The sequence below is a fragment of the Allobosea sp. 05T422_2 genome (assembly GCF_056396265.1).
In genome coordinates, this window is sequence record NZ_JBFTLD010000078.1 from 1 (window position 1) to 24,279 (window position 24,279).

The 24,279-nt window shown below is 63.5% G+C and carries 25 protein-coding genes and 1 pseudogene; 10 read left to right on the forward strand and 16 right to left on the reverse strand.

The window, feature by feature from the left end; genetic code table 11:
• Positions 1-125 precede the first annotated feature (125 nt).
• From AC1DJT_RS15495 to AC1DJT_RS15510, 4 genes are all read right to left on the reverse strand, one after another.
• A complete protein-coding gene (locus AC1DJT_RS15495) occupies positions 126-299 on the reverse strand; it encodes a hypothetical protein (RefSeq protein WP_441507176.1) in 174 nt (57 codons plus the stop codon).
• A gap of 216 nt (positions 300-515) precedes the next feature.
• Positions 516-2,195 (reverse strand): FMN-binding glutamate synthase family protein, encoded by a 1,680-nt coding sequence (locus AC1DJT_RS15500; RefSeq protein WP_441507225.1) that lies wholly within the window; start codon positions 2,193-2,195, stop codon positions 516-518.
• 554 nt (positions 2,196-2,749) lie between these two features.
• On the reverse strand, positions 2,750-3,811 hold the full coding sequence (locus tag AC1DJT_RS15505) for a methyltransferase (RefSeq protein WP_476834370.1): 1,062 nt from the start codon (positions 3,809-3,811) through the stop codon (positions 2,750-2,752).
• 343 nt (positions 3,812-4,154) lie between these two features.
• Complete coding sequence (locus AC1DJT_RS15510; protein ID WP_476770533.1) at positions 4,155-6,005, reverse strand: ABC transporter ATP-binding protein; 1,851 nt, start codon at positions 6,003-6,005, stop codon at positions 4,155-4,157.
• 439 nt (positions 6,006-6,444) lie between these two features.
• Between AC1DJT_RS15510 and AC1DJT_RS15515 the strand changes: the two genes are divergently transcribed.
• Positions 6,445-6,900 carry an ester cyclase gene (locus AC1DJT_RS15515; protein ID WP_476834371.1) on the forward strand — a complete coding sequence of 152 codons (456 nt, stop codon included), beginning with the start codon at positions 6,445-6,447 and terminating at the stop codon, positions 6,898-6,900.
• Positions 6,901-6,960: 60 nt separating this feature from the next.
• Here the strand turns inward: AC1DJT_RS15515 and AC1DJT_RS15520 are convergent, their stop codons facing one another.
• A complete protein-coding gene (locus AC1DJT_RS15520; protein ID WP_476834372.1) occupies positions 6,961-7,176 on the reverse strand; it encodes a hypothetical protein in 216 nt (71 codons plus the stop codon).
• Between AC1DJT_RS15520 and ada the strand changes: the two genes are divergently transcribed.
• From ada to AC1DJT_RS15545, 5 genes are all read left to right on the forward strand, one after another.
• Positions 7,169-8,278, forward strand: coding sequence for a bifunctional DNA-binding transcriptional regulator/O6-methylguanine-DNA methyltransferase Ada (gene ada, locus AC1DJT_RS15525; RefSeq protein ID WP_476776464.1), 1,110 nt, complete (start codon positions 7,169-7,171; stop codon positions 8,276-8,278). The two genes, AC1DJT_RS15520 and ada, sit on opposite strands and share 8 nt — an antisense overlap.
• Positions 8,279-8,321: 43 nt before the next feature.
• The gene (locus AC1DJT_RS15530; protein ID WP_441507171.1) at positions 8,322-8,963 is read left to right on the forward strand and encodes a DNA-3-methyladenine glycosylase family protein; all 642 of its coding nucleotides are present in this window, start codon (positions 8,322-8,324) and stop codon (positions 8,961-8,963) included.
• A 7-nt stretch (positions 8,964-8,970) separates the two neighbouring features.
• Positions 8,971-9,621, forward strand: coding sequence for a DNA oxidative demethylase AlkB (gene alkB, locus AC1DJT_RS15535; protein WP_441507170.1), 651 nt, complete (start codon positions 8,971-8,973; stop codon positions 9,619-9,621).
• A gap of 150 nt (positions 9,622-9,771) precedes the next feature.
• Positions 9,772-10,023: a hypothetical protein gene (locus tag AC1DJT_RS15540; protein ID WP_476770534.1), complete on the forward strand. Its 252-nt coding sequence runs from the start codon at positions 9,772-9,774 to the stop codon at positions 10,021-10,023.
• A 530-nt stretch (positions 10,024-10,553) separates the two neighbouring features.
• Positions 10,554-10,940: a DUF6157 family protein gene (locus AC1DJT_RS15545; protein WP_441507168.1), complete on the forward strand. Its 387-nt coding sequence runs from the start codon at positions 10,554-10,556 to the stop codon at positions 10,938-10,940.
• Between the two features lie 169 nt (positions 10,941-11,109).
• Here the strand turns inward: AC1DJT_RS15545 and AC1DJT_RS15550 are convergent, their stop codons facing one another.
• From AC1DJT_RS15550 to AC1DJT_RS15565, 4 genes and pseudogenes are all read right to left on the reverse strand, one after another.
• Positions 11,110-11,907, reverse strand: a complete 798-nt coding sequence (locus AC1DJT_RS15550; protein WP_441507167.1) for a methyltransferase family protein — start codon at positions 11,905-11,907, stop codon at positions 11,110-11,112.
• A gap of 573 nt (positions 11,908-12,480) precedes the next feature.
• Positions 12,481-12,723 (reverse strand): annotated as a pseudogene (locus AC1DJT_RS15555) (integrase core domain-containing protein); the annotation flags it as partial.
• 398 nt (positions 12,724-13,121) lie between these two features.
• Positions 13,122-13,367, reverse strand: coding sequence for a hypothetical protein (locus AC1DJT_RS15560; protein ID WP_441507166.1), 246 nt, complete (start codon positions 13,365-13,367; stop codon positions 13,122-13,124).
• A gap of 179 nt (positions 13,368-13,546) precedes the next feature.
• Positions 13,547-13,756, reverse strand: coding sequence for a cold-shock protein (locus AC1DJT_RS15565; RefSeq protein ID WP_441507165.1), 210 nt, complete (start codon positions 13,754-13,756; stop codon positions 13,547-13,549).
• A gap of 1,076 nt (positions 13,757-14,832) precedes the next feature.
• Here AC1DJT_RS15565 and AC1DJT_RS15570 point away from each other — a divergent pair.
• On the forward strand, positions 14,833-15,216 hold the full coding sequence (locus AC1DJT_RS15570) for a response regulator (RefSeq protein WP_476834373.1): 384 nt from the start codon (positions 14,833-14,835) through the stop codon (positions 15,214-15,216).
• Between the two features lie 72 nt (positions 15,217-15,288).
• Here the strand turns inward: AC1DJT_RS15570 and trhA are convergent, their stop codons facing one another.
• From trhA to AC1DJT_RS15595, 5 genes are all read right to left on the reverse strand, one after another.
• Positions 15,289-15,951 carry a PAQR family membrane homeostasis protein TrhA gene (trhA, locus tag AC1DJT_RS15575; RefSeq protein ID WP_476834374.1) on the reverse strand — a complete coding sequence of 221 codons (663 nt, stop codon included), beginning with the start codon at positions 15,949-15,951 and terminating at the stop codon, positions 15,289-15,291.
• Positions 15,952-16,028: 77 nt separating this feature from the next.
• The gene (locus AC1DJT_RS15580; protein ID WP_441507162.1) at positions 16,029-16,277 is read right to left on the reverse strand and encodes a hypothetical protein; all 249 of its coding nucleotides are present in this window, start codon (positions 16,275-16,277) and stop codon (positions 16,029-16,031) included.
• A 168-nt stretch (positions 16,278-16,445) separates the two neighbouring features.
• Positions 16,446-16,658: a hypothetical protein gene (locus tag AC1DJT_RS15585; protein WP_476768674.1), complete on the reverse strand. Its 213-nt coding sequence runs from the start codon at positions 16,656-16,658 to the stop codon at positions 16,446-16,448.
• A gap of 536 nt (positions 16,659-17,194) precedes the next feature.
• Positions 17,195-18,439 carry a hypothetical protein gene (locus tag AC1DJT_RS15590; RefSeq protein ID WP_476768675.1) on the reverse strand — a complete coding sequence of 415 codons (1,245 nt, stop codon included), beginning with the start codon at positions 18,437-18,439 and terminating at the stop codon, positions 17,195-17,197.
• A gap of 266 nt (positions 18,440-18,705) precedes the next feature.
• Positions 18,706-19,707 carry a zinc-dependent alcohol dehydrogenase family protein gene (locus tag AC1DJT_RS15595; protein WP_441493615.1) on the reverse strand — a complete coding sequence of 334 codons (1,002 nt, stop codon included), beginning with the start codon at positions 19,705-19,707 and terminating at the stop codon, positions 18,706-18,708.
• Between the two features lie 87 nt (positions 19,708-19,794).
• On the opposite strand from AC1DJT_RS15595, the gene AC1DJT_RS15600 reads away from it, so the two are divergent.
• The gene (locus AC1DJT_RS15600) at positions 19,795-20,172 is read left to right on the forward strand and encodes a winged helix-turn-helix transcriptional regulator (protein WP_441507158.1); all 378 of its coding nucleotides are present in this window, start codon (positions 19,795-19,797) and stop codon (positions 20,170-20,172) included.
• Between the two features lie 149 nt (positions 20,173-20,321).
• Positions 20,322-20,717 carry a GFA family protein gene (locus AC1DJT_RS15605; RefSeq protein ID WP_476768676.1) on the forward strand — a complete coding sequence of 132 codons (396 nt, stop codon included), beginning with the start codon at positions 20,322-20,324 and terminating at the stop codon, positions 20,715-20,717.
• A 178-nt stretch (positions 20,718-20,895) separates the two neighbouring features.
• Here the strand turns inward: AC1DJT_RS15605 and AC1DJT_RS15610 are convergent, their stop codons facing one another.
• On the reverse strand, positions 20,896-21,882 hold the full coding sequence (locus tag AC1DJT_RS15610; RefSeq protein WP_476834376.1) for a 3'-5' exonuclease: 987 nt from the start codon (positions 21,880-21,882) through the stop codon (positions 20,896-20,898).
• A gap of 372 nt (positions 21,883-22,254) precedes the next feature.
• Positions 22,255-23,013: a GntR family transcriptional regulator gene (locus tag AC1DJT_RS15615; RefSeq protein WP_476768677.1), complete on the reverse strand. Its 759-nt coding sequence runs from the start codon at positions 23,011-23,013 to the stop codon at positions 22,255-22,257.
• Between the two features lie 130 nt (positions 23,014-23,143).
• On the opposite strand from AC1DJT_RS15615, the gene AC1DJT_RS15620 reads away from it, so the two are divergent.
• On the forward strand, positions 23,144-24,279 hold a 1,136-nt coding region (locus tag AC1DJT_RS15620), incomplete at its 3' end, for an ABC transporter substrate-binding protein (protein WP_476834375.1).

A 24,279-nucleotide genomic window follows, 5' to 3' on the forward strand; every position in this document is an offset into this window, starting at 1 on the left:
AGCTCAGCCGCTTCCATTTCCGCGCCTCGTTCTCACTGGCGACCGGCATGACCCGCCTGAATGGCTGACGACGCTGAGGATGCGCTGCGCTTGCGAGTTGCTGGAACGGGCCGATTGGCCGGTGATCACCAGAGCGGGCGCGAAGAAAAGTCATAGGCCTCCGCGACGACGGGCGGCTCCCGGCCGTGGAACCCGATCATCGTCTCGCTGAACAGCGAGGCCTCGTCCGGATGCCGGCCGAGATAGTCGAAGACCGGCACGCCCTGCGCCTTCTCGAACGCCGTCCTGCCGCTCTGCAAGGAATAGGCGATGTCGTCGAAGGCCCCCGCGAACCAGGGGCTGCCGGCGGTAAGGATGGTGGCCCGCGCCGAACCGGGCGCGCCCGTCTTCAGCGCCTCCCCCAGCGTCCGGACCGACCCCGCACGGAATGACCACCGGCCGGGTTCCGAGACGTCGCGTCTGGCAGCATTTGTCGCTGGTCATCCCCTGGTCGCACAAGCGGCACGTCGTGGCGATTATGCGACGCCCACCATCGCCCTCGCGGTCCGACGCGTTTGGAACGGACCATGTGGAATCTCCGGCGGAGCAAAACTGTCGGAACTGGCGCGATCCCAGCGGCTGTACCAATCGGCGAGCTCCGGAAACTCGTTTCCGCCCAGCAGAAATCCCTCCGGCAGATAGGGGAAGGCCTCGTTGCCATCGAGGAACTCGTTGTCCTTCTGTCTGAACATGAAGTGATAGGGCATGAAGTCGCTGGGATGGCTGAGGCCCGCCGCACCCGCGATTTCGCCGAGCGCGTGCATGGTGTTGCGATGAAAGCGCGCGACGCGGTCGCTTTTGTCGCCGACATCTATCGCGCTCTGGCGGCGCTGGTCCTGTGTCGCGATACCGACTGGGCAGCGATTGGTGTGGCAAGACTGGGCCTGGATGCAGCCGATTGCGAACATGAAGCCGCGCGCCGCGTTGCACCAGTCCGCCCCGAGCGCGAGCGTGCGGGCGATGTCGAAGGCTGACACGATCTTGCCAGCCGCCCCGATCCTGACCTGATCGCGGATGCCGGCGCCCCGCAGCGTGTTGTGGACGAAGGTCAGCCCTTCCAGCATCGGCATGCCGACGCGGTTGGCGAATTCGACGGGAGCGGCGCCAGTGCCACCCTCCGCGCCGTCCACGACAATGAAATCGGGTACGATGCCGGTGTTGAGCATGGCCTTGACCATACTCATGAATTCGCGGCGATGGCCGATGCAAAGCTTGAGGCCGACCGGCTTGCCGCCGGAAAGCTCGCGCAGTTCACCGACGAATTGCATCAGCCCCGTCGGGGTGGAAAAGGTGCTGTGGGCCACAGGCGATATGCAGTCTACGCCCATCGCAATGCCTCGCGCCTCGGCGATCTCGGGTGAGATCTTGGAAGCTGGCAGCATGCCGCCATGACCCGGTTTGGCGCCTTGGCTGAGTTTGATTTCGATCATCTTGATCTGCGGATCAGCAGCCAGTTCCGCAAAACGTTCGGGAGAGAAGCTGCCATCTTCGTTGCGGCAGCCGAAATAGCCCGACGCCACTTGGAAAATCAGGTCCCCGCCGCCTTGCCGATGATAGCGGCTGATGCTGCCTTCGCCGGTGTCATGTGCGAAGCCGCCCTTCCTCGCGCCAGTGTTGAGCGCCAGAATGGCGTTGGCAGAGAGCGAGCCGAAACTCATGGCCGAGATGTTGTAGATGCTGGCCTCGTAGGGATGCCTGCAGGCAGGTCCGCCGATCCGGACGCGAAAATCGGTGTCGACAATGGCCGTCGGCGCGGCCGAATGGGTCAACCACGCATAGCCGGAACCGTAGACGTTCTCAGAGGTGCCAAAAGGCAGCTTGTCCTCGTCGCCCTTGGCGCGCCGGTAGACCAGGGCGCGGTCCTGCCGGCTGAACGGAACTTCGTCATGGTCGCTTTCGATGATGTATTGCCGGATTTCCGGCCGGATGCTTTCCATCAGAAAGCGCAGATGCCCGATCACTGGATAGTTGCGCAGAATCGAATGCTTGTGCTGGCGCATATCATGAACGCCCAGAAGGACCAGCGCGCCCGCAATCACCGCCGGGACAAGCAGCCACCCGCTATAGGCGAGCCCCCCGGCAAGCGAGGCGGCAAGAGCGAGCATGGCAAGGACAAATACCGCATAGCGTTGGTTCAGCAGAGCATTTTTTAGCATGATGTCCTGACGCAATGCGTGGTCGGTGTACGTTGAACGCGGGAAATTCGGGGTTTCCTGAAGAGACGGCGGCAAACGGCGCCGTCCTCTTCTTCGAGACCGAATCTGGACGATCTCATCCCGAATATAGCCCTCCTGATCGACCGCGCGCCACACAGCTTGKCTCTGCCACGCGGGCAGGATTCGGCAGGTCTGTGAACAGCGTTCCGAGAGTTTCGCTGCGAAGCTCAAGAACACCCTCCGCCTGGTTCAGTTGGCGTAGAGTTTGACGAAGCGTACTGCGTGCCGACTGGCCGAGCGCGTGTTGGGATGCCGCGAGGCGTGACGATGCGCCACGGACGTCAGCTTCCTGGCAAGGCCCCAACGTCCGGACCTGGCGCAATTCTGATGCAGCGCCAAGCGCTACGGACGGACGAGGCTTTCCGTGCCGCGCTGCCGCGGTGGGGTGACACCGGCCGTAACCATCGGCTGTTTCTCGAAGCGCACCGTCTTCCGGACAGGCCGGACCGAAGCCATGACGATCAAAGGCGCTCACCAATCAAGCGCATCCCTGATTACGCCCCCTGCACCGCTTCGACGATGCTCACGTCGGAGCTGGTGGGGATCACCCGCGTCAGGCGGAAGCCGGCCTTGGCGAGGAGCTGGCGGTATTCCTCCTCCGTTCGCTCCTGGCCGCCGGGCAGCACCAGCATCACCATGTCGAGCACCTTGCCGGGATGGGGCGTGTCGCCGGCGGGCAGCACCATCTCCACCAGCAGCAGCCGTCCGTCGGGCTGCATGGCCTTGCGGACATGGCGCAGGATGGTGAGGCACTGCTCCTCGCTCCAGTCGTGGATGACGTGGGACAGCACATAAGCGTCGCCGCCGGCGGGAACCGTCTCGAAGAAGTTGCCTGGCTCGATCGCCACGCGCGCCTGCACGCCCCGTTCCGCCAGCAGGGCCGGCGCGTCGGCCACCACATGGGGCCGGTCGAACAGGATGCCGCGCGGCCCCTCGTGCCGCGCCAGGATCGCCGCGATCAGGTTGCCGGTGGCGCCGCCGACGTCGACGACGGTGCCGAAGGCCGAAAAGTCATAGGCCTCCGCGACAGCGGGCGGCTCCCGGCCGTGGAAGCCGACCATCGTCTCGCTGAAGAGCGAGGCCTCGTCCGGATGCTGGCCGAGATAGTCGAAGACCGGCACGCCCTGCGCCTTCTCGAACGCGGTCCTGCCGGTCTGCAAGGAATAGGCGATGTCGTCGAAGGCCCCCGCGAACCAGGGGCTGCCGGCGGTGAGGATGGTGGCCCGCGCCGAACCGGGCGCGCCCGTCTTCAGCGCCTCCCCCAGCGCCGTCAGGGCAAAGCGCTGGCCGGCCTGCTCGGCAAGCAGGCCCAGGCTGGCGAGGCAGCGCATGAAGCGATGGAGCGAGGGCGCATGGAGCCGCAGCGGGCCGGCCAGCTCCTCGGCACTGCGAGGGCCGGTGGCCAGGTGGTCGGCGAGGTCCAGCCTCGCGGCTGCGTAGACCAGACGCGAGACCCAGGCGGCCGTCGCCATCTGGATCAGCGTGACATGCGGGGGAGGCTCCTGCGCTGCCGCGGGAGGCGCAAGGGTCGATGCGGCGTGGGGCGTGTCGTCCATGGTGCTCTCCCGAGAGGCCGAGGATGGACTGGTGGCGCAACACTGAAGCATCGGCCCGAAATGTGGATTGCGGTCTTCGGGGCAGAGCCGATGCAAGCACAAAAGATGAGATCATCGGATCGGATGCGATGTCCGATCGAATAATCCAGGATATCACGGCCGGCCAATGCCGGCACGACATTGATGAGGTTGAACCATGCCTTCGGGGAGGCAGACGGGTTCGCGATCTGCTGCGGTTCCAGCGCGGTGGGAACGACGGGGGCGCATCATCGGCGGCCTTGAGCTCGCAATCGGCCTCGCTGCCTCGATGACGAGAGCCGCCGAATGAGTGTGCTCGACGACCTTACGGCGTCCGAGAACCCTGCGGGCGTGGCGGCACGATGAAGCCTCCCGATTGATGCGCCCAGAGGTCGGCGTAGAGCCCGCCGCGATCGAGCAATTCCGCATGGGAGCCCTGCTCGGCAATGCGCCCGCCATCCATGACCACAAGGCGGTCCATGAGTTGCAGCGTCGAGAGGCGATGCGCGATCGCGATGACGGTCTTCCCGCGCATCAGATCCGCGAGCGCATCCTGGATCGCGGCCTCGACCTGCGAGTCGAGCGATGACGTCGCCTCGTCAAGCAGGAGAATCGGGGCGTCCTTCAGGATCACCCGCGCGATCGCGATGCGCTGGCGCTGCCCGCCGGAGAGCTTGACGCCGCGCTCGCCGACGAAGGCCTCGTATCCATGGCGCCCCTTGCCGTCCACCAGCGTCTCGATGAAGCCGTCCGCCTGCGCCTTCCGGGCCGCGTCACGCATCATCCACTCATCGGCATCCTGGCGGGCGTAAAGGATGTTCTCGCCGATCGAGCGATGCAACAGCGACGAATCCTGAGCCACCAGCGCGATCCGTGCGCGCAGCGACTCCTCGGTGACGCAGGCGATATCCTGGCCGTCGATCAGAATTCGGCCCGATTGCGGCTCATAGAAGCGGAGCAGCAGATTGACGAGCGTGGACTTGCCCGCGCCCGAGCGCCCGACCAGACCGACCTTTTCGCCGGCGCCAACGGTCAAGGATAGCCCCTCCACCACGCGGTGCGGCTTCATGTAGTGAAAATGCAGATCCTCGAAACGGATCTCTCCATGGGGAGCCTCGAGCGGACGCGCGTCAGGCTTGTCGAGCTGGCTCAGCGGCTGCGCGATCGTCTTCATTCCTTCCTGCACGATGCCGATATTCTCGAAAATGCCCGCAATTTCGAACGCCACCCAACCCGACATGGCGATGATCTGGGTTGTCAGAAGAAGGGCGGTCGTCAACGTGCCCGCGTCGACCCGGCCCTCGGAGAAAAGCCAGACGCCGATCCCGCCGGTCGTCACCAGCAGGATCGCGTTGAGGCAGACCAGGCAGAAGACATAGACGGTATTGAGCCGTTGCTGGCGGGCGAAAGCGGCCTGGAAGCGCAGGAAGCCGTCGCGCACATAGGTGTCATCATCGGTCCGGCGCCCGAACAGCTTGACCGTCATGATGTTGGTGAACGTGTCGACGACCTTGCCGGCGATGGCGGAGCGCGTCTCCGAGGTCTCGCGCGACCGGACCTGCACCTTCGGCAACGTGTAGGCGAGGAGTGCACCGTAGAGCAGAAACCAGACCAACATCGGCGCGGCGAGGCGAATGTCCTGCGTGCCGAGAAGACCGATCGCGGTCGCGCCGAAAACCAGGATCTGCCAGACCGCGCGCACGAAGGAGACGATACTCTCTCGCAGCGGCCGGGCCGTCTGCATGACCCGGCTGGCCAACCGCCCGGCGAAGTCGTCATGAAAGAAGGAAAGCGGCTGGCGCACGACGTGCCAGTAATTCTGCCAGTGAACCAGCGTCGTGAAAGAGACGGCGATCGAGTGGTTCACGAGCAGGCGAAACAGGATCGTGCCCAGCGGCCGGACGACGAGCACGATCGCCGCCATGACCAGAAGAAGCTGGCCGGCAGCGTCGAAAACGCGCTCGCGTGGGACCGATGACAGGATCGAGACGAGGCGCCCAATCAGATAAGGCACCACGGCCTCAAGGACGGCGAGCACAAAGCCGACCACGAACAGCGCTGCGAACAGGCCCTTCGCCTGGCGGACGAAGTGCCAATAGAACGTTCGCAGTCCGCTGGGAGGCTCGCCCGGAGGCGATGCTGTCGAATCAACAAGTGAATCGAAGAAGCTGAACATCGTTCCTTATGATTGCTGCGGCGCCGCCCTTGCAACCTCGAATGGTCGCCGTCAAAGCGCTCGGATCTGCCAAACCAGTCTCGCTACAGCGGATGCGGTCTGGCGATGAAGCGGGATGTGGCTTGCGCGACTCTCACCGCGACATCGCCTTGATCCGGGAGGCAAAGACCCGCCTCCCCCTCGGCTTGGCCATGATCGATGCGTTGGTCCTTGTAGACGAACTGCGGATCGACCAACTCGCCGTACCGAGCCCCGTTCGGGGGCGTGATCTCATCGCGCAATGGCCGCGGCCAGCAAGGCTTCGAACGAGGCTCATTCCGTTGTTTGGATTCGACGTCATGAATCGGAGTTTTGTCCCGATCCGCCCCCCGTATCCCTTTGCTCAGGTCGACGAACGACATCGCTGGCCGAAAGAACGCTGATGGAAGGATGTTTTCCTATGAGCAAAGCAGATGACAACAAGGCCGTCGTCGKCCGTTGGTTCACCGARTTCTGGGGCAAGGACGTCAAYCTTGCKGTSATCGATGAGATCGCGGCGCCCGATATGCTCCTGAAGTATTCGCTGCACGAGCCTCGCCGCGGCCGCGCCGACATCAAGGCCTTCATGACCGACTTCCGGGCGGCGTTTCCGGACCTCAACTTCTGGGGCACCGCCGACCTGATCGCCGAGGGCGACTATGTCGTCGGCCAGTGGGAAGGCGGCGGCACGCATACGGGGGCGGCCTTCGACGATTTCCTGGTCGGCTATGAGGMCCTTCCCGCCGCCACCGGCCGCAAGATGCATTTCACCGGCACGACGGTCCTGAAGGTGGTGGACGGCAAGATCGTCGAGGAGATCGGCCTGGACGACGGGCTCACCGCCATGACGCAGCTCGGCCTCGTCACGGCTGCCTGATCCCGATCGTGCCGAGCCTGCGGGCGGCGCGGCCTGTCATCGGCACCACCACCGAGAGGCCTACACATGATTGTGCGGGCCTCTTTGTGCCGGGCCTGGCCCGCTCGCGGTTTTCTTGGCGATCTCGGATTTCTTGGCGCTCGCGGATGGGCGCGGCGCATCCATTGCAGAAATCGGGTGGGAGACATCCGATTTGAAAGTAAGGATCGGAGTGTCGCGAACGTCGATCAGGTGCACGGTCGGGCCAGGATGTTCCGAGATGACAACAATGACCATCTTCGCAAAGCTCACGCCCAGGCACAGCGCCAGGCAAAGCGCATTTCCCCTCACGGTCGCGGACGACCCGCGCTGGGCGCGCATCGTCGCTCGCGACAAGACCGCTGACGGGCAGCTCTGGTACAGCGTCTCGACGACAGGAGTGTATTGCCGCCCGTCTTGCCCATCGCGGACGGCCAATCCGAATAACGTCACGCTTCACGAGACGCTGGAGCGCGCGCGAGCGACGGGTTTTCGCCCCTGCAAGCGCTGCAACCCCGACGGAGTGTCGTCAGAGGCCGGGAACGCCACCCTGGTCGCCAAGGCTTGTCGGATCATCGAGGATAGCGAGGAGGAACCGTCGCTGGAGGCTCTTTCCCTCGCGGTTGGGCGCAGTCCCGGTTATTTCCACCGCATCTTCAAGGCGACGACCGGCCTGACCCCGAAGGATTATGCTGCGGCAGATCGCTCCAGGAAGGTCCGCGAGGGTCTCCGCGCCGGCCATAGCGTGACCGAGGCGATCTATGACGCGGGCTTCAATTCAAGCGGCCGCTTCTACGAGAAGTCGACCGGGATGCTCGGCATGACCCCGTCACGATTTCGCGCCGGCGGAGCCAATGAGGAGATCAGGTTCGCCATCGGGCAGACGTCGCTTGGGGCGCTTCTGGTCGCGTCGAGCAAGAAGGGCGTCGCCTCGATCCTGCTCGGCGACGATCCCGATGAACTCCTCCGGGATCTTCAGGACAGGTTTCCCAGGGCCCGCCTGATCGGTGCGGATCGCGAATACGAGGCGTTGATCTCTCGCGTCGTCGGGTTCGTCGAGAATCCMGGCCTCGGCCTCGATCTTCCGCTCGATGTCCGCGGCACCGCATTCCAGCGTCGCGTCTGGCGGGCCCTGCAGGAGATTCCGGTCGGAGCGAGGGTGTCCTATTCAGAGATCGCTCGCCGCATCGGATCACCGAACTCGGTGCGCGCCGTGGCTGGCGCATGCGCAGCGAACACCCTGGCTGTAGCGATCCCCTGCCATCGTGTCGTGCGCAATGACGGAGCGCTCTCGGGCTATGCCTGGGGTGTCGAGCGCAAGCGAACCCTTCTCGATCGCGAGGCTGCCCGGACGGCGTAAGCCTGCGGCCGCCCCGCCGAATGCCTGACAAGATTGGTCCTCGATGAATTTCTTTGCGCGCTACGATGACTCGGTCGTCTTCCTGACGAAGCTCGACGAGGACTGGGCCAGGCTAATTGCCCGGGTTGGCCCATGCCGGCACGATCCCAAGGCCGCCCGCGAGCCCTATGAAGCGCTGGTGCGCGCCATCGCCTATCAGCAGCTGACGGCCAAAGCCGGGGACGCGATCATCGGCCGCCTCAAGGCGCTCTTTGATGGCCAGGCCTTTCCGAACCCTGAGGATCTCATTGCGGCGGAATTCGATGCACTGCGAGCCTGCGGCTTCTCCGCCAGCAAGATCGCAACCATCAAGGCCATTGCGGAAGGCGCGACGACGGGCGTGATCCCTGCGCGCGATATCGCAATCCAGATGGACGACGAAGATATCATCGCCCGCATGATTGCCATCAAGGGCGTCGGCCGTTGGACGGTCGAGATGCTGCTGATGTACTCGCTGGAGCGTATGGACATCCTTCCGGCAGACGATTTCGGGGTTCGCGAAGGCTACCGCGCGCTGAAATCGCTTGATGAGCAGCCCAAGCCCAGGGCATTGCGCGAGATCTCGAAGGCCTGGGCGCCCCATCGCACGGTCGCCTCCTGGTATCTCTGGCGAATGCCGCGCGAGCGCGGAAACACGTTGAAATAGGCCCGTCATGCTCGATTTGTTTGAAACGCTCGATACGCAGGAACCATCGACCGAGATCATGGCCGACGGCGCGATGCTGCTGCGTGGCGCCGCGCTGCCCTTCGAGGCGGACTTGCTCAGCGCCCTGGCTGATATCACCGAACAGGCCCCCTTCCGGCACATGGTCACGCCCGGGGGCTTCGTCATGTCCGTGGCCATGACCAATTGCGGGGCGGCTGGATGGGTCACGGACCGGACCGGCTATCGCTATGATCGCAACGATCCCGAGACCGGGCGCCCGTGGCCACCCATGCCGGATTGCTTCCTCGAGCTCGCGATCACGGCCGCCGCACGCGCCGGTTATCCTGATTTTCGACCTGATGCCTGCCTGATCAATCGCTACGAGCCAGGCGCCCGGCTTTCTCTTCATCAGGACAGGAACGAGCGCGATTTCGCCAATCCGATCGTCTCGGTCTCGCTCGGCTTGCCCGCGACATTCCAGTTCGGCGGCCTGAAGCGAAACGACCCGGTGAAGAAATATGCGCTTCGGCACGGCGATGTCGCCGTGTGGGGCGGACCATCTCGCCTGTTCTATCACGGTGTTCCCGAGCTGAAGGATGGCGTTCACGGAACCGTCGGGCGCATGCGTATCAATCTGACGTTCCGCGGCGCGTTGTAGCGCGATCCTGGATTTCCGTTGCCGGCCATGATCGGCGTGATGCCGGGATAGCCTTGTGAGCCACTGGATGATCATTCGACGGGTCGATCTGTAGCCGTCAGGTTGCTGCAGCCTGGCGCGCTCGGGGACCGATACGAGGACGTTTTCGCGATGTTTTCGAGCGGCGGTTTCGACGCCAGGACGAGCCGGCGCAGACTCCCTGGGACGGAGGACGCGATTGGCGCGCTCGTCGCGCTTGCGAAGGACGACCCGGACAAGGCGCTTGTCATGAGCCATATCGGCCAACTCGTGGCCGGCGGTTTCGCAGTCTGGGAGTTGCTCGAAACCGGGGAGGTCGAGGTCCGCTTCCCCTCCGGGGAAACCTATCTTCTGGCCGAGACCACGATCCTCAGACTCGCCTGACCAGCTGCGTCCGCGGACGCCCGGTGCGAGACCCTTCCTGCATCCCGTGGCCAGGCGCATCACGCCGCTCGGCCTCTTCCTCCATCACGCAAGTGAAGCAGCCGTTCCGGCGATCGCGCGCCTGAAGGCGCCAGCGCGCCAAACGAGCAGCGGAGTCATCCGCGGCGCCACCGCTTTGCCTCCGCGGGCTATTCCGCGCAGGCACGGGTCGCCGCCTATGCCCCCACCGATTGCGGCCCACCAGACTATTCGTTCAGAAAATCACTAAACGCTATGCGTGCCTGAGATGAATGATCGTAAGGGTCGGGTTGCTGAGCCGCCTCTCTGCGCATCCTCCTGAGAGGCTGGTGTGGTGGCAGGCTACCCATTAGCAGACGTTCCGAAGGTCGAGGGCGGATGGCCGAAAGGGGACTGAACGGCGACAGGCGGACCAAAGCAGCTACGACAGCGCTATGCCGATCTGCCCCATGACGGGAAAGCGTGACTGTGAAACAGTCTGCGCAGACGTTGCGCCTGCCCAGAGAGCTTTGATGAGCCATTCCACCAACTACCGCACCACGCTGATCACCGTGGCCGCGGATTGCGCGGCCCTGCTGAGCGCGCCTCCGGCAAAGCCAGGCACAGTCGCTGGGATGCAGTACGAGATGCTGGCAGCGCGGCCCTATCAACTGACTTCAGACGAACTTCTGCGGGCGGTCGAGCAAGCGCGCAAAGGAGCGGATGCTGCGGCGCGGCTATTCGACAAGCCGCAAGCCTGTTTGCGCGCCTCGCCACTGGTGAAGCAATACGGTTTCGGTCTGCATCATGATGCCGAGGCGCGCGTGGCGCTCGTGCCGGTGGAAAGCGATGAATACGCACGCCTGTTGGCCGATCCTGAGGTTAAAAAGCGGCCGGGAATGCGGTCATCTCGCAATTAGCGGACCGTTCCCGCTGTTCCCGATCATCGCAATCCAAATACCGGACAATGTGCATGGCTATGCCGCTCATCATCATCGGTTTCAGCTTCCCTGCCTGCGCCCGGGGCTGGGAAGAGGACGTGGCTCATCTCGGTTCCGATAGTGCTGAGCTGCCGGGTGAGGAGCACGCTCACCAAATGCCCGGAACGAGCCGCCATCGGACCCGCGCGGCGTAGTCCGAATAGCCTGCAAGCTCGGCCTGGAGAATGCGATCCTCCGTAATGGCGCGATAGAGCAGGAATGGCAGGCTGAAGATCACGATGAGCGCGGCCGCGAGCCACGATCCCAGTGCGGGTCCGCTTGCCACCATGATCAGAATCCCGGCGCTGTATCCGGGATGGCGGAGGAAGGCGTAGGGTCCCGTGGTGACGACGTGGTGACCACGCTCGGTCTGGATGCGAATGACCGAGGAGAAGAACCGGTTCACGCGCATGGCCCAGAGTGCCAGGGCGTAGCCGGCGCCGACCGTGAACAGGCACATGCCCTGCAGCCAGCCGGGCACGTTGTCGCTCCAATGGAAACGACCACGGTCGAGCCCGGCAACGATCCAATGCAGGAACAGGATGAGCGAGAAGGCTCTCAACGCGGGCGGCGGCTTGTTGCCGCCCGGCCGCATGCGTTCGCGCAGCAGGTCCGGATCGAGCACTGCGAACGAAACGATCATGACGATGGCGAGGATTGCCAGATACGTCCAAAAGCCGGGGATGGCGACCGTGCCGGCGCTTGCGAACAACGCGGTGGCCGCAGCCACCACGAACAGGCCTGCCTGCAGGTAAGCCGAGATTGGCATCGGCCATTTTACCATTTCAGAGGGCGCGAAGTGAACGCATGGCCCGACAGCCACCAAGCCCCCTCCTCCCGCCGGACCGCCCCCGCCGTCCCGGTGCGTCTCTTCGTGCTGCGCAAAATACTCCTTCGCGCAGCGCACCGACGAGGTGTCGGCTTCGACTCTCAGCCGACCTTCCGAGCCGGCGGAATGGCTCATGTCCCGTCAATCCCGCCGCTGGGCAAGATCGCCGGCGCCGAAACTCTGCCGTGTTCTGGGTTGGGTTCTGCCCGGCATTATTGTCTACGCGACCCTTTCGGGCATCGAGCAGCGCCGGGCTCTCCCCGGGGCTGCTGTGTCTGCTTAAGCAATTGCTCGTTCGCGTCGCCGCGACGACCGCATAGAGAGACTGATGGTTTCGTCGATCTATTCGGCTCCCGGAGGGTGTAGGTGCTCGTCGCAGATCGCCTCGGTCTCCCGCTCGAACCGCGCTTTCCTCACCGGAACAGCCATCGCTTCCGCCGCCCATAGCGGTCGACATGGTCGGGCACTTCGTGGACAAGCGGTGACCCGCGGCCCGACGACGGGATCAGGATTATCGGCGGCCAGCGCTCGCGAACCGCGTGGATCAGCTTCAAGCTATCCATCGATCCGGGCATCTCTATATCGCAGAAGACGATGCGGATGTCGGGGCGGGCTTTGCCCGGCTCTGCGCGAGGATGGCGCAACCTCTGGCTAGATGTGGAGCGTCAACAGGTTGTCCTCGTCGCGAGCGTGTCTGCTGATGGGTGTCTTGGCCTGGATTCCGCCGTGGGGGCGATGCCAGTTGTAGTGATGGAGCCAGCGCGGCAGCTCTTCGGCTCTGCGCTCTGAGTGGGGATAGGGTCTGGCATAGGCCCATTCGCGTAGCGCCGTCTGGATGAAGCGTTCGGCCTTGCCGTTGGTTCTGGGCGTGTAGGGCCTGGTCCTGATCTGACGCCGGCCGCCCTGGCGATCACGCGAGAGGCCGTGCCTGCCGCCGCCATGCGCACGATCCGCTCTCGACCCAGCTGCGTCAGACGGGCATTCTTATGGATGTTCATCCGGTCCTCCTTCGATGGAGACTGAAGCTTCGCAACCTCAGCTTCCTCGCTCGGGACCGGATGGACAACCTATTGAGAGCTCACAGCTAGATCGCGGAACATGCCTGTCTGCTCAACGTTCGCAGCGGCGCGGCTACAACAAGTCCGCCTGGCCGAGGGCTTTTCGGTGGCTGCTCGAAGGCATCGCCGACGGGTGAAACGCTTGAAGCTCTAAGGGCATAAAAGGAAGAAAAGCCGTCGGCCCAAAAGCTTCTCAGTGCGATTCCACCGTGCGACACGAGCCAACTTGCCGCGCTAGTGGACGGTGAGCGGTACGGCAACCAGATTTGCCAAACCGACGTGCTCCGCATGCTCGATGAATTCGGCCATGGCTTCGGTATCAGTCGCAAATGACCTCAACCAAATTGTGGAGGTGCCGCCTTCCAGCTCCAGCGTCCAACCGTCATTCTCGATCCTATAGATGGCGACCTCGACCGTAAGATCACCGACCTGGACGCTGCAAGAAAGGGGGGAGCGGGTAATCCTGCGGTGCTCGTTCATGGCCGTGATTGCTTCCTCTGGCGATAGCAAGCGGCGGGAGTTTCGGGGGCGACGTCGGCTCTCGAATATAATCTAAAGCTGGCAGAAATGAAAAAGGCCAAGCATGAGCTTGGCCTTCCTCGAAGGACTGCTGCGACAATGCCAGTACATCCGTGGTCATCGTCGACGAGGCAGTCTGATTAGGCGGCTTGGAGCTGCTCCGCAGCCATTTTGCCGGACTTGTTGTCCCGGGCGACTTCGAAGCCGAGCTTCTGGCCTTCCGCAAGGTCGCGCATTCCAGCGCGCTCGACGGCGGAGATATGGACGAAGACGTCCTGGCTGCCGTCGTCAGGCTGGATGAAGCCGAAACCCTTGGTGGAGTTGAACCATTTCACTGTGCCGGTGGTCATAAGAAACCCTCCTTTTGGCAAGACCTGTCGCTCGCCAAGCGAGTGCCCGGCGAGTTCAGAACGATTTCGAAAGGGGGAACTTATCAGAAACGCGCTGAGCGCGAAAATAACAACGACCGTCCAAGCAATATCGACAAAAATCAACTTATAGAAAACAACCGATAAGGTCAATCTTTTTGTTAAATCATTTCTCTAGACGCAACATGTGAACTCGGTAATTCGTTTCAAAATATATGCTTTATTTCACATATCGGGGCGAAATTACAAAAAATATCCTTGCGCTTGCCCCATTGCGAGGGGACGCGCGCCGTGGATCCGCCCTCTACCGCTTACGCAAATTCTTGGGATCCGTGACGCCCGCTCCTAACCTACAAGGCGGACGATCGTCTCCGCATTTATGGGCAGCACCATACAAAAGGTCTTCTATCCCGATTTTATGCGGGCTAGGCCCGACCGCATTGTGCTTTGCGACGTAGGTCCGCTTGCGGGCAAGAAGTCGAGTCGGCTCTTGGCGCGCTCCGTCAGGATTATCGCGTCTTGAGGCTTGAAGGGTCGCCAGAGAGCCAAATGACGTCTTGGTCCGGAAAGAGTCATACCTCGCTGCGCGATGTGCCATGACAGGCCTTTTCGGCTGTCGACAGCTCTCGGAGCGAAAGCGGGTCCACGGATCTTTCCATGGCTATAGCAAAGCCCGACCGGGCTCACATGCTCCTCTTAAGTGACTKATAGCACGTGCCTCGACGTCATTGGAAACTATTCGCCCCCCCAAGGGACCAAGCGGCCGGCTTAAGAACGGGCGTAGGCTGCCGGCAGCCTGCGACAGCCGGCTCGGGGCTGGCTTTGCCGAAGAGAAAGCCTTGATCTCGAACCAGGCTGCGGCCGCGGGCTGGCGGGAGGGGGCGCCAAGTCCGGCAAGCCGGCGTCAGTGGCGAAATGCCCTCGCGGCGAACCCTCATGAATGGATAAGGGTATGGCACCCTAACGAATTTCTAATTGTAACATGAACAATTCTTTTCAATTATACGCAACAACCATGGCTGGCGCCAGTTAAGTCGGTTCACAGCCGAAAGCTCTCCATGACAAAGACCGTCGTTCTTGTCGTCGAAGACGAGCCCATTATCCGCATGAATGCGGTCGCACTGATCKAAGACGCGGGCTACGACGCCATCGAAGCGGCCAACGCTGACGATGCCATCCTTCTTCTGGAGACGCGGCCCGACATCCGTGTCGTGTTCTCCGATATAGAGATGCCCGGGTCGATGGACGGCCTGAAGCTGCTCCATGCTATCCGCGAGCGATGGCCTCCGGTCGTTCTCATCCYTGCATCGGGCCGCGTATCGCCCTTGGCCGACGAAATGCCCTCCGGCACCGTCTTCTTACGGAAGCCATATGCCGAGACCTCAGTCCTCGATGCCATTCAAAGGGCCGATACCCGGGCGAATCCGACGCAGACGTGTTGAACGGCCTTTGGACGTCGGTCGGCGATGCGATCGGTCTCCACACTGTCGTTTCGGAAGGAGCTGCAGGAAGCTTCAGGCCGATGGAGCCCAACCGTAGGTCGCAAGCACAGCCCCGTAGAAACAGCCGGACGCCGCGAGGACGAAGACGTGCCAGATGGCGTTCTGAAACGGAAGGCTCCGCCAGACGTGGAACAGGACGCCCACCGTGTAGAGAACGCCGCCCGCCAGCATGAGCCACAAGGTGACCGCCGGAAACTGCGCAACGCGCTCCCACACGATCACGCCGCTCCAACCGAGGCAGAGATAGAGCACGATCGAAACGCGATCGAACCGGCCCGGCAGAGCAAGCTTGAGCAGGACGCCGGCGAGCGACGTGATCCATACGGCAGCCAACAGGGATTGCGCCACGACGGCTTCGCCGAGCTTCATCAGGAAGGGGGTGTAGGTACCGGCAATCAAGACGTAGATGGCTGAATGATCAAAGCGTCGCAGCAGCCACTTCATGGGCGAGACCGGCCACATGTTGTAGAGGGCGGAAACGCTGAGAACGGCAATCAACGCAGCGCTGTAGATCCCGACAGAAACCAGATCGGACAGCGAAGCCGTCGCGAGCACCCTTGCGATCAGGATGGCGACCGCACCCAGCCCCAAGGCGATGCCCAGCACATGGACGACGCCGTCGGCCCAAAGCTCGGCGCGGGTGAATTCGAAGCKCCCATGCGTTGGTTCGCGCATGTCAGATTCCTTCAAGCCTTGTCAGGAGATCGGGAGAAATCGGCCTGCTCGCCCACGCCATCGAAGCGGGACATCTCCTATCGCCGGGACAAGCGCCTGACATTCAAGCGCACTTTGGAGCGATACGCACGCACGATTCCGATGGGAGGCGCCCCTGCCGCGAGGCTCGAAAAAGCCTGCTGGGCCGCCGCCAGTTTCTCGGTCACCATCAACTGCGCCTCGCGACCAGCGGCAGATCCACCGGCTGACAGCCTGATGGTGCGCAGCCATATGGCCTGCTGCGCTTCGGCGGCGAGCATCGAGAGCTCGTAGAAAATCTTGAACATCAGAGCCTGCCCCCTCGCAAAGAAGCTCAAGCCGGGCGCAGGCAGAATGTTCCGTCGCTCTGGTGGCCTTCAGCAGATATCCGGCACGATCGCCTGCGCGATCTCCGGCAGGTGCAGCGCCGACCGCGTGAGTAGAGCCCCGCTCGCCTGGGGGGCCCTGAGGCGCATTCAGCCCGTCCCGGCGTCAACGTCCTTGCGCGGCTTGGTCGAGGGCAGCGCGCCGGCCCCCGGCGTCGCGTCATGGTTCGTCGAGCCCTCCGTCACATGGGGGCCTGCCGCGGGCATCGTCTTGTCGGGCTTCCCGACGGGCTTCTTGTCCGTGCCTTCAATCCTTTCACGGGCGCGGTCGAATTCGCTGTCTGGTTTCTTGGCGGGGGTCATCGAACTGTCCTTTTTGATCGAACACGGATTTCGGCCGGCATCGACGCGGTGAATCGCGGGCCATCGCTCCCGGGGAAGCGGAGGTAAACGCCGTGCATGCGGCGTTATTCCCTGTGCGATCGTTCGATGTGTTGTCGCGCCGGCAGATCGATCGACGCTGCCCTGTCTGGGCCTCGTTCGAGGCGATGCCAGGCCGGGTTCATGGGGTGTTCCGAGCCGCCTCTCATCTTAACCCGGCAGCGGCCCCGGATGTTCCGGGATGTCGCAATCGCAACGCAGCAAGCTGCCCCAAGCCTGCGGAGCACGGGAAGGCTCGCTGCGCATCCAAACGGTCAAAGCCCCCTCTCCTGCCGGGGCTTCAGGCTCCAGGTTGCGAAGCTCGTGACGTTTGGCGAGCAGCCGCTGCGTCTCTCCGCGCTGCGCGAACGGACATGACAGCCCGGAGATGCAGACGCAGGCGCGCTTCGATGCCCCTATCCTCCCGTATTCTGGACGATGCCCGCCTGTGGCCGAAGCGCGCCTTGTGCAGCCGCTCGCTATTTGACGCGCTCGACAGTCCAGCCCGCCCGGCTGATCTCGGCTTGCGCCATCGGCGTAAGCGTGCCGTTGCTCGCCAGCACCGGAGCCTTTCCATCGCCAGGGTTCACAGACGAGACCTTGCCGAACAGGCCCGCGACAGTCTCGGTCCAGGCGATCTCGTCGAGCGGGAAAAGGGCCAGCAGACGGCCGTCCTTCAAGCGGTTCAGCGGGAAGCCGCCAACCCCGACGAACGGGCCGATGCCGAGAGCCTTGGCGTTGGACGCGAGCAGCAGGGCGCGGCTGCGCTGGAAATAGGCCTCTTCACGCGTCGTTGCCTCAGCCGCCTTCGCCACGAAGAGTGCGTTTCCGCCGACCTTGAGCGAGGCCAGGGCCTTTGTGATCAGCAACAGGTCGGTCGGCGTATACGATCGGTTCTGGACGAAGCGCTCCGCAAGTGCGCGAGAGACCTTCATGCGCGTTAGCATGCCGATCACCTGTTCCACGATCTGGGTCGAGGTGCGTTCGGCCAGAGTTGCCCGAACGCTATCGACGGTCGTCGTGGAACTGATGGCGACACCGGCGCCCCCCGGGATCGCCAGCATCATGCCCCTGACGGAAAGCCCGCCCATCGCGCTGGCTGCGGCAATGTCGTTCAGCTTGGCGGCCAGCGGCGGGAAATCGGTATAAGGATCGACGCCCAACTGGACGGCCAGCGCCCGTCGCGCTGCATCGACGCCCAGAATACTGCCGGCAATGCTGTCGCGGTTGGCGCTGGTGTTGGCGATGCCGGTTCCAATCCGGCTGAACATGTTGGCGACACCTGAAGCGGATTTCTTCAGCGTCTCCGCTGGCGAGGTGATGAGGTCGGCGCCGAAGCGCAGGGGAGCAGTGGCTTGCCGCTCAAGCGACTTCACGAAAACATCCGATGCGGACATTTCGTTCAGCTTGCGAAGGGCCGACAATTCGCGGATCCGCTCACGCATCAATCCTTCGCCGGCTATGTCGAAAGTGCCGAATGCGGTCTTGAGCACAAAGAGTCGCAACAGGCCGTCGCTGTGCACCTCGGGGTCGACGCGATAATTCGGACCGGAGGCCTGCGCGCCAAGCACTGAAGCAGCGCTGACCGTTGGCGGGGTTTCGAAGGCAGCGGCGAGGCCTGATCCGAAGACGGTCAGAACAAGCCCGAGGAGAGCGCCAAACGGCCTGGCGCCGCGCCGCAAAGCGCGCCCCTGGGCCGATCCGAAACCAATAGCCAGACGCATGAAAAGGCCCCCCGGAGCGATTGCTCGACGGCGACATTACGCACGTCCAGCCCCTGCCCGTCGAGACCGCGGGCACCAACGCCACAGGTGTCGAGGATGGGTCGAAGCGGTGGTGGGCGGGCTGAAGGCCCGGCTTGCCGGGAGATTGCAGTCGCCGGGCCAGACCTGGCGCAAGTTCTGGCCAATGCTGGCGACGTCGAAGACGAATAGCGGCGCCGTATCCGCCTCTGCTATTTCAGAAGCGGATCGTAGCTCTGCCTGAAATTTCAGGCAGAAATGGTGATGGCAACCTTTCCGCGATGCTGCCCGCTGCGCAGCCGGTCGAACGCGTCCTGCGCCGCCTCGAAGGCAAAAATCTCGTCGATAAGCGGCTTGACCCCAGTCGCCATCGCGGCTTTCAGATCGGCGACAGAGCCAACGTAAACTCCGCGGAGATCGATAGCCTTCATCAGGATTGCGCCAGTGTTGATCTCGCCCGCGACGCCAGTGAGAACGCCAACGAGCGCAATTTCGCCCCCGGGCCGAGCTGCCAACAGCGCCTGGTTCAAGGTACCGGAGCCGCCAACCTCGACCACGAAGTCGACGCCCTCTCCGCCCGCCATTCCTGCGGCAACCTCCCCCCAATTCGCTGTGGTGCGGTAGTTGATCGTCGCTTCCGCGCCCAGCTTGCGGGCCCAGGCCAACTTCTCGTCGGAACTGGAGGTGACGATCACACGCGCCCCGGCGGCTCGGGCGAACTGCAGCGCGAAGGTCGACACGCCGCCGGTGCCTTGTATCAGAACGCTATCACCGGGGCGCAAGCCGCGGCCGCCGAACAAGCAGTTCCAGGCCGTAACGCCCGCACAAGGGTATGCTGCAGCCTCTTCGAAGCTCCAGGCATCAGGGAATGGGACCGCAGCGGCAGCCGGCAGGACGATCTGCTCGGCGAGCACGCCATCAACGAATCCGCCGCCGAGCGCGGTCGCCTGCTTGCGGGCCGCGAACGAGCCGTCCAGCCAGCCAGGCATGAAGCCGAGCACGACGCGCTCGCCAATCCGATCGCGAGACACGCCATCTCCAACCTGGGTCACGATGCCGGCGCCGTCGGAAAGCGGGACGAGATCGTGCTTCTGGTCCCCAGGATAGCGTCCTTCCCTGACGATCAGATCCCGATAGTTGAGCGTGGCCGCCTTGAGGTCGACGAGCACCTCTCCTGGGCCCGCCGTCGGTGCGACGTCCTCGTGCAGCGTCAGCGGGGCGTTCGTTCCGTTCATTCGATAAGCGCGCAATGCCGTCTCCTTGGGCTGTGTTGGCGCGCTAGACCTAGGCAGGTAAGGACATATTCGTAAGTACGATCAAAAGGCACATGTACTATCATGAATGATACTGTCAGGCAGGCCCGCCGCAAGGCGACCCGGACGGGCTGCGCAGTCGAGGCGACCCTCAGCGTCATGGGTGGAATCTGGAAGCCCGTGCTGGTGTTCCACCTTCTCCAGGGACGATTGCGCTTCAATGCGCTGTGCCGCCTGACGCCGAACGCGACGCCCCGGATGGTGACGATCCAACTCCGCGAGCTCGAGGCCGACGGCGTCGTATGCCGCACCGTCTACCCCGAGGTGCCGCCGCGCGTTGAATACGAACTGAGCGAGTTTGGCCGCACGCTGGAACCCGTTCTGATCAGCTTGCGAAACTGGGGCGAAGCTTTGCAGGCYAGGGACCAAACCGAAGCGGCACGGAGCTGCCCTCCGCGGTGAGGGCGCATTCGGTCGAGGCGGTATCGAGCCATCGTTGAGCGGGCGCTGACATCGCGAATGTCGGAGTTGGCCCATAGCGGACGCTCTTGCGAACGTCGCAACCCCGATGCCATGCTTCCCGACTGGACGCCTGCGGGAGTGAAGCGAGGATGCACAGCGGCTCATGCCTTTGTGGTGCTGTCAGCTTAACAGTGGCTGACACTCTGCCAAATCCCAACTTCTGCCATTGTCGTATGTGCCGCAAGCACTCGGGCCACCACTTCGCGTCCACTGATGTGCCTAGGACTGCCTTGACGATTGTCGGCGAGGAGAAGCTGACGTGGTTTCAATCGTCGGAGAACGTCCGACGCGGCTTCTGCTCGGCATGCGGATCGTCTCTCTTCTGGGATCGGTCGGATCGGGGTTGGATCGCCGTGGCAATGGGTGCGTTCGACGGACCGACAGAGACCACTGCAAATTTGCATATCTACGTCGCCGACAAGGGGGACTACTACGAGATCGCAGACGGCCTGCCGCAATACGACACCGTTCCACCGCGCGGCTGAGGTGTTGAGAGCGAACGTCCGGTCGCCGGCCGACGCTGCCCATCCCGTCTGCGAATATCCGGTTCCGGGCAAGGCGCCAACATCCGCTCCTGGCGCGAGGCAGTCTTGAGGCGGCCCAGCGCCCTTGCGGGCCGAAATCGCTGGCAGTCGATAGTGGCGATCGGCTCGAACTCGCCCGTCACGCACGAAATCGATCATGCGCCGTCAGCCGCACCGTCAGCGGCTCGGCGTCTGCCCAGCCATAGATGTCGGTGCGGAGATAACGGAGTTCCTCGTCATGGAGCTCTTCGTCGATTTCGATCCACCAGGCTCTGGGCCGTCCGTCGCTCCCATCCGACCATCGATAGCCTCGCCCCTTGAGGTGATCCTTCATGTCGAAGGGAGCATTTTCCGCGTAGATGCGGATTCTGCTGCGCGCGCTCGATCGCAACAGCTCGGAGAATGGTCGCGTTCCACTGGCTCCCACCGGTCTCGCCAGGACCTCCAGGAGGGCATTGCAGTCATCCGTTGCGCGGTGCCCCTCATGGAACAGCCCGGACTGACCGACGAGATATCCCAGCTTGTTGCCTTCAAAGCCTAAGTCGGCCCAGCTAATTTCCCTGACGGAGCAGGCCCAGGCTTTTGAGGCGAAGACTGGCGACAGCCGCTCGCAGAACGGGCGATCGAACGCAGCATTATGGGCGATGACGAGATCGGCAGGTTCGATGAAGGCATCGAGCGTCGCGATATCGATGGCGTGACCGGCGACCATCTCGTCGGTGATGCCGGTCAGCCGCGTAATTTCCGCGGGGATGGGCACCGATGGCTCGCGTAAGCCGCCGTAGATGCCAACGACATCCCCGATCGCTCCCTCGTCGTMATAGGTGAAACCAACGGCGCCGATTTCGATGATCTCGTCCCGCGCGTGCTGCAGGCCCGTCGTCTCCGTATCGACCAGCACCGCGAGGTTCGGGAAGGCGCTCTGCGCGCGCGGGACGATGGGGCGAGGCACGAGCTTTCGCAGCACCTTGAAGCGGCCAGTTTGCTCCAGCCTTCGGGCAGCCTCTTCATCAGCGCCGCCGGGCGACAGCGGCACGGTCTCGAGCCTGCGCTTTCTCGGTGCCGGTCGTGGCGTCTGCCGGTAGCCCGGTGCGTCATCGAACAGATCAAATTGGGAGGATGCCATCTTCATGCCGCGACTCTAGCCGTCTTCTTCGCCGCCGACTGCCCACCAGTCGTTCACCAGGATATAAAACCTGGTGACAGCGAGCCATCGGGCCTCGCAAGACCCGGTTCAATGTCCACCGCATTCGCTGATCGAACTGCGGCGCCACTCCGTGCGTATCTGGTCGCAGGCAAATCGATCTCTGGCACCAACATGGCGCCCGGCTGCTTCCTATCTCCTCTCGCCATGACGAGAGTGAGGCGAAGGCGTCGATCGCACGCCCGCTGCATTGCCCCAGCCTGAGAAGCAAAGGGACGCTCAGCGTACATCGAGCCTGCACAAGCCCCCTGCTCTGCCCAGAACTTCAGGCTGCCCGCGCCCCTGAACGGACGGCTATCTCACGCGCCGCGGCCGTCCCGGCCGCTTCGTCCCCTCGCCTGGCAAGGCGCTCGCGATCGGCTTCACATGGGCCAGGTGGCGGGGCGAGTCGTTGCGGTAGTCCAGGATCTCGTCGAAACGGCTCATCAGGATTTCGGATGGCCGCAGGATCTGCTTGATGCGGATGTCGCGCGCGGCCTCGCCATCGCGCCGGCGCAGCGCTTCGACAAAGGCGAGCGAGGTTTCCACGGTGGGCGGAAACCCCTCGAACAGCGAGTAGAGACGGACGATCGGCCCGATCTGACGCCAGAGGCTCTGGATGATCGGCAATGTCGCCGGCCGCTGCGCGGCCTCGTAGAGCGTGAAGAAGATCTGCTTGTTCAGCACGAGGAAACGCTCGCTGCGGAAGACCCCGAGCTCGTTCATCTCGTCGATCGCGCGTGCCACGTCCCGGACGTTCTTATCCGTCAGATGCGCAACTGCGGCGGCCGTCACATCCCCTTCGAGCAGCGTGCGGACATGCGTGATCTCCGCGAATTCCGACTTCGTCGGGCGCCAGACGCGGACCCCCTTCTGCGGCTCGACAAGAAGAGCGCGTTCGGCGGCCAGGCGGCGTACGGCATCGCGCACCGGCATGATGCTGGTCCCGAACTGGGTTGCGAGATCGTTGATATTCAGCGCTTCGCCCGGCCAGAAGGCCCCTGTCATCAGCGCATCGCTCAGCTGGTCATAGACCAGATCCTGAAAGCTTGTCGCCGCCACCGGCTTGAACATGACCATCCCTTTCCGCGGGCCGATGCTGCCCGAGCGATGCACGCATATCACGAACCGGGCCTCCGTCTTGACACCCCGCTTCGGCCCTAACTAATATCTTAGATATCAATATAACAAGAGGGGAAGGCGCATGAGTTCGTCATTGAGGCATTTCGCGGGGCCAGCCGCGGTCGTCGCCGGCATTCTCGCTTCCATCTGCGTCGCACCGGCCAGCTTTGCCGCGGACAAGGCGACGATCCGCATCGGGGCCGACTATGACAGCCTTGACCCGGTCAAGACCGTGACGTCGGACGGCTATCAACTCGTCAACGTGCTCTATGACCGCCTTGTCGCGCTCGACGACAAGGGCGCGCCCGTGCCGGCGCTCGCCGAATCGTGGAGCGGCGACGCGAGCCGCACCGTCTTCAAGCTGCGCAAGGGCGTCACCTGTTCCGATGGCACCCCGCTGACCGCGACCGCGGCCGCCGCCGCGCTGACCCGCCTCGGTGCCAAGGAAACCAATGCGCCGATGGCCTATCGCACCGTCGGCATCGCCGGTTATTCCGCCACCGGGGACGACGCCGCCGGCACGGTGACGCTGACCATGACCGCCCCCTTCAGCGACCTGCTGATCGGGCTGGCGATGCCCTGGGCCTCGATCGTTTGCCCCTCCGGGTTGAAGGATACCGAAGCGCTCGGTTCGACACCGAGCGGCACCGGGCCCTACACGCTCGACAAGGCGGCCTCGGTCCGCGGTTCGCACTATGTGCTGAAGCTTCGCCCGGACCATGCCTGGGATTCAAGCGGAGCGACAGGAAAGGACCCGGGGCGGCCCGCGACGATCCAGGTGCGCGTGATCAACAACAACACGACGGCGGCGAACGAGCTGCAGTCCGGCACGATCGACGTCAGCCTTGTCACGGGCCGCGACATCAACCGGCTGAAGGCCGCGAAAGCGCTCGATTTCCTCGATGCCAAGCCCTTCGGCATGCAGTTCATGATGTTCCAGCATCGCGACGGCTATCCCACGGCCGACGTGCTGGTCCGCCGCGCCATCGCAACCGCCATCAATCGCGATCTCGCGACCCGCGCCGCCACGGCCGGCAACGGCCTGACGGCCACGAGCTATATCAGCCCGCTGGTCGCCTGCTACGAGCCCAAGACGGCGGATCTCCTGCCGAAGCCGGATGCGGAGGCGGCCAAGGCCCTGCTGAAGCAGGCAGGCTATGCGCCGGGATCCGATGGGATCTTCGCCAAAGACGGCAAGAAGCTCAGGCTGCGCCTGAT

What these genes read in the sequence shown, in the direction of transcription:
- AC1DJT_RS15500 (WP_441507225.1), bottom strand. Translation starts at nt 2,195, where the DNA reads ATGCTAAAAAATGCTCTGCTGAACCAACGCTATGCGGTATTTGTCCTT.
- AC1DJT_RS15505 (WP_476834370.1), bottom strand. Translation starts at nt 3,811, where the DNA reads ATGGACGACACGCCCCACGCCGCATCGACCCTTGCGCCTCCCGCGGCA.
- AC1DJT_RS15510 (WP_476770533.1), bottom strand. Translation starts at nt 6,005, where the DNA reads ATGTTCAGCTTCTTCGATTCACTTGTTGATTCGACAGCATCGCCTCCG.
- AC1DJT_RS15520 (WP_476834372.1), bottom strand. Translation starts at nt 7,176, where the DNA reads ATGGTCATTGTTGTCATCTCGGAACATCCTGGCCCGACCGTGCACCTG.
- AC1DJT_RS15530 (WP_441507171.1), top strand. Translation starts at nt 8,322, where the DNA reads ATGAATTTCTTTGCGCGCTACGATGACTCGGTCGTCTTCCTGACGAAG.
- alkB (WP_441507170.1), top strand. Translation starts at nt 8,971, where the DNA reads ATGCTCGATTTGTTTGAAACGCTCGATACGCAGGAACCATCGACCGAG.
- AC1DJT_RS15540 (WP_476770534.1), top strand. Translation starts at nt 9,772, where the DNA reads ATGTTTTCGAGCGGCGGTTTCGACGCCAGGACGAGCCGGCGCAGACTC.
- AC1DJT_RS15545 (WP_441507168.1), top strand. Translation starts at nt 10,554, where the DNA reads ATGAGCCATTCCACCAACTACCGCACCACGCTGATCACCGTGGCCGCG.
- AC1DJT_RS15560 (WP_441507166.1), bottom strand. Translation starts at nt 13,367, where the DNA reads ATGAACGAGCACCGCAGGATTACCCGCTCCCCCCTTTCTTGCAGCGTC.
- AC1DJT_RS15565 (WP_441507165.1), bottom strand. Translation starts at nt 13,756, where the DNA reads ATGACCACCGGCACAGTGAAATGGTTCAACTCCACCAAGGGTTTCGGC.
- AC1DJT_RS15580 (WP_441507162.1), bottom strand. Translation starts at nt 16,277, where the DNA reads ATGTTCAAGATTTTCTACGAGCTCTCGATGCTCGCCGCCGAAGCGCAG.
- AC1DJT_RS15585 (WP_476768674.1), bottom strand. Translation starts at nt 16,658, where the DNA reads ATGACCCCCGCCAAGAAACCAGACAGCGAATTCGACCGCGCCCGTGAA.
- AC1DJT_RS15590 (WP_476768675.1), bottom strand. Translation starts at nt 18,439, where the DNA reads ATGCGTCTGGCTATTGGTTTCGGATCGGCCCAGGGGCGCGCTTTGCGG.
- AC1DJT_RS15605 (WP_476768676.1), top strand. Translation starts at nt 20,322, where the DNA reads ATGCACAGCGGCTCATGCCTTTGTGGTGCTGTCAGCTTAACAGTGGCT.
- AC1DJT_RS15615 (WP_476768677.1), bottom strand. Translation starts at nt 23,013, where the DNA reads ATGTTCAAGCCGGTGGCGGCGACAAGCTTTCAGGATCTGGTCTATGAC.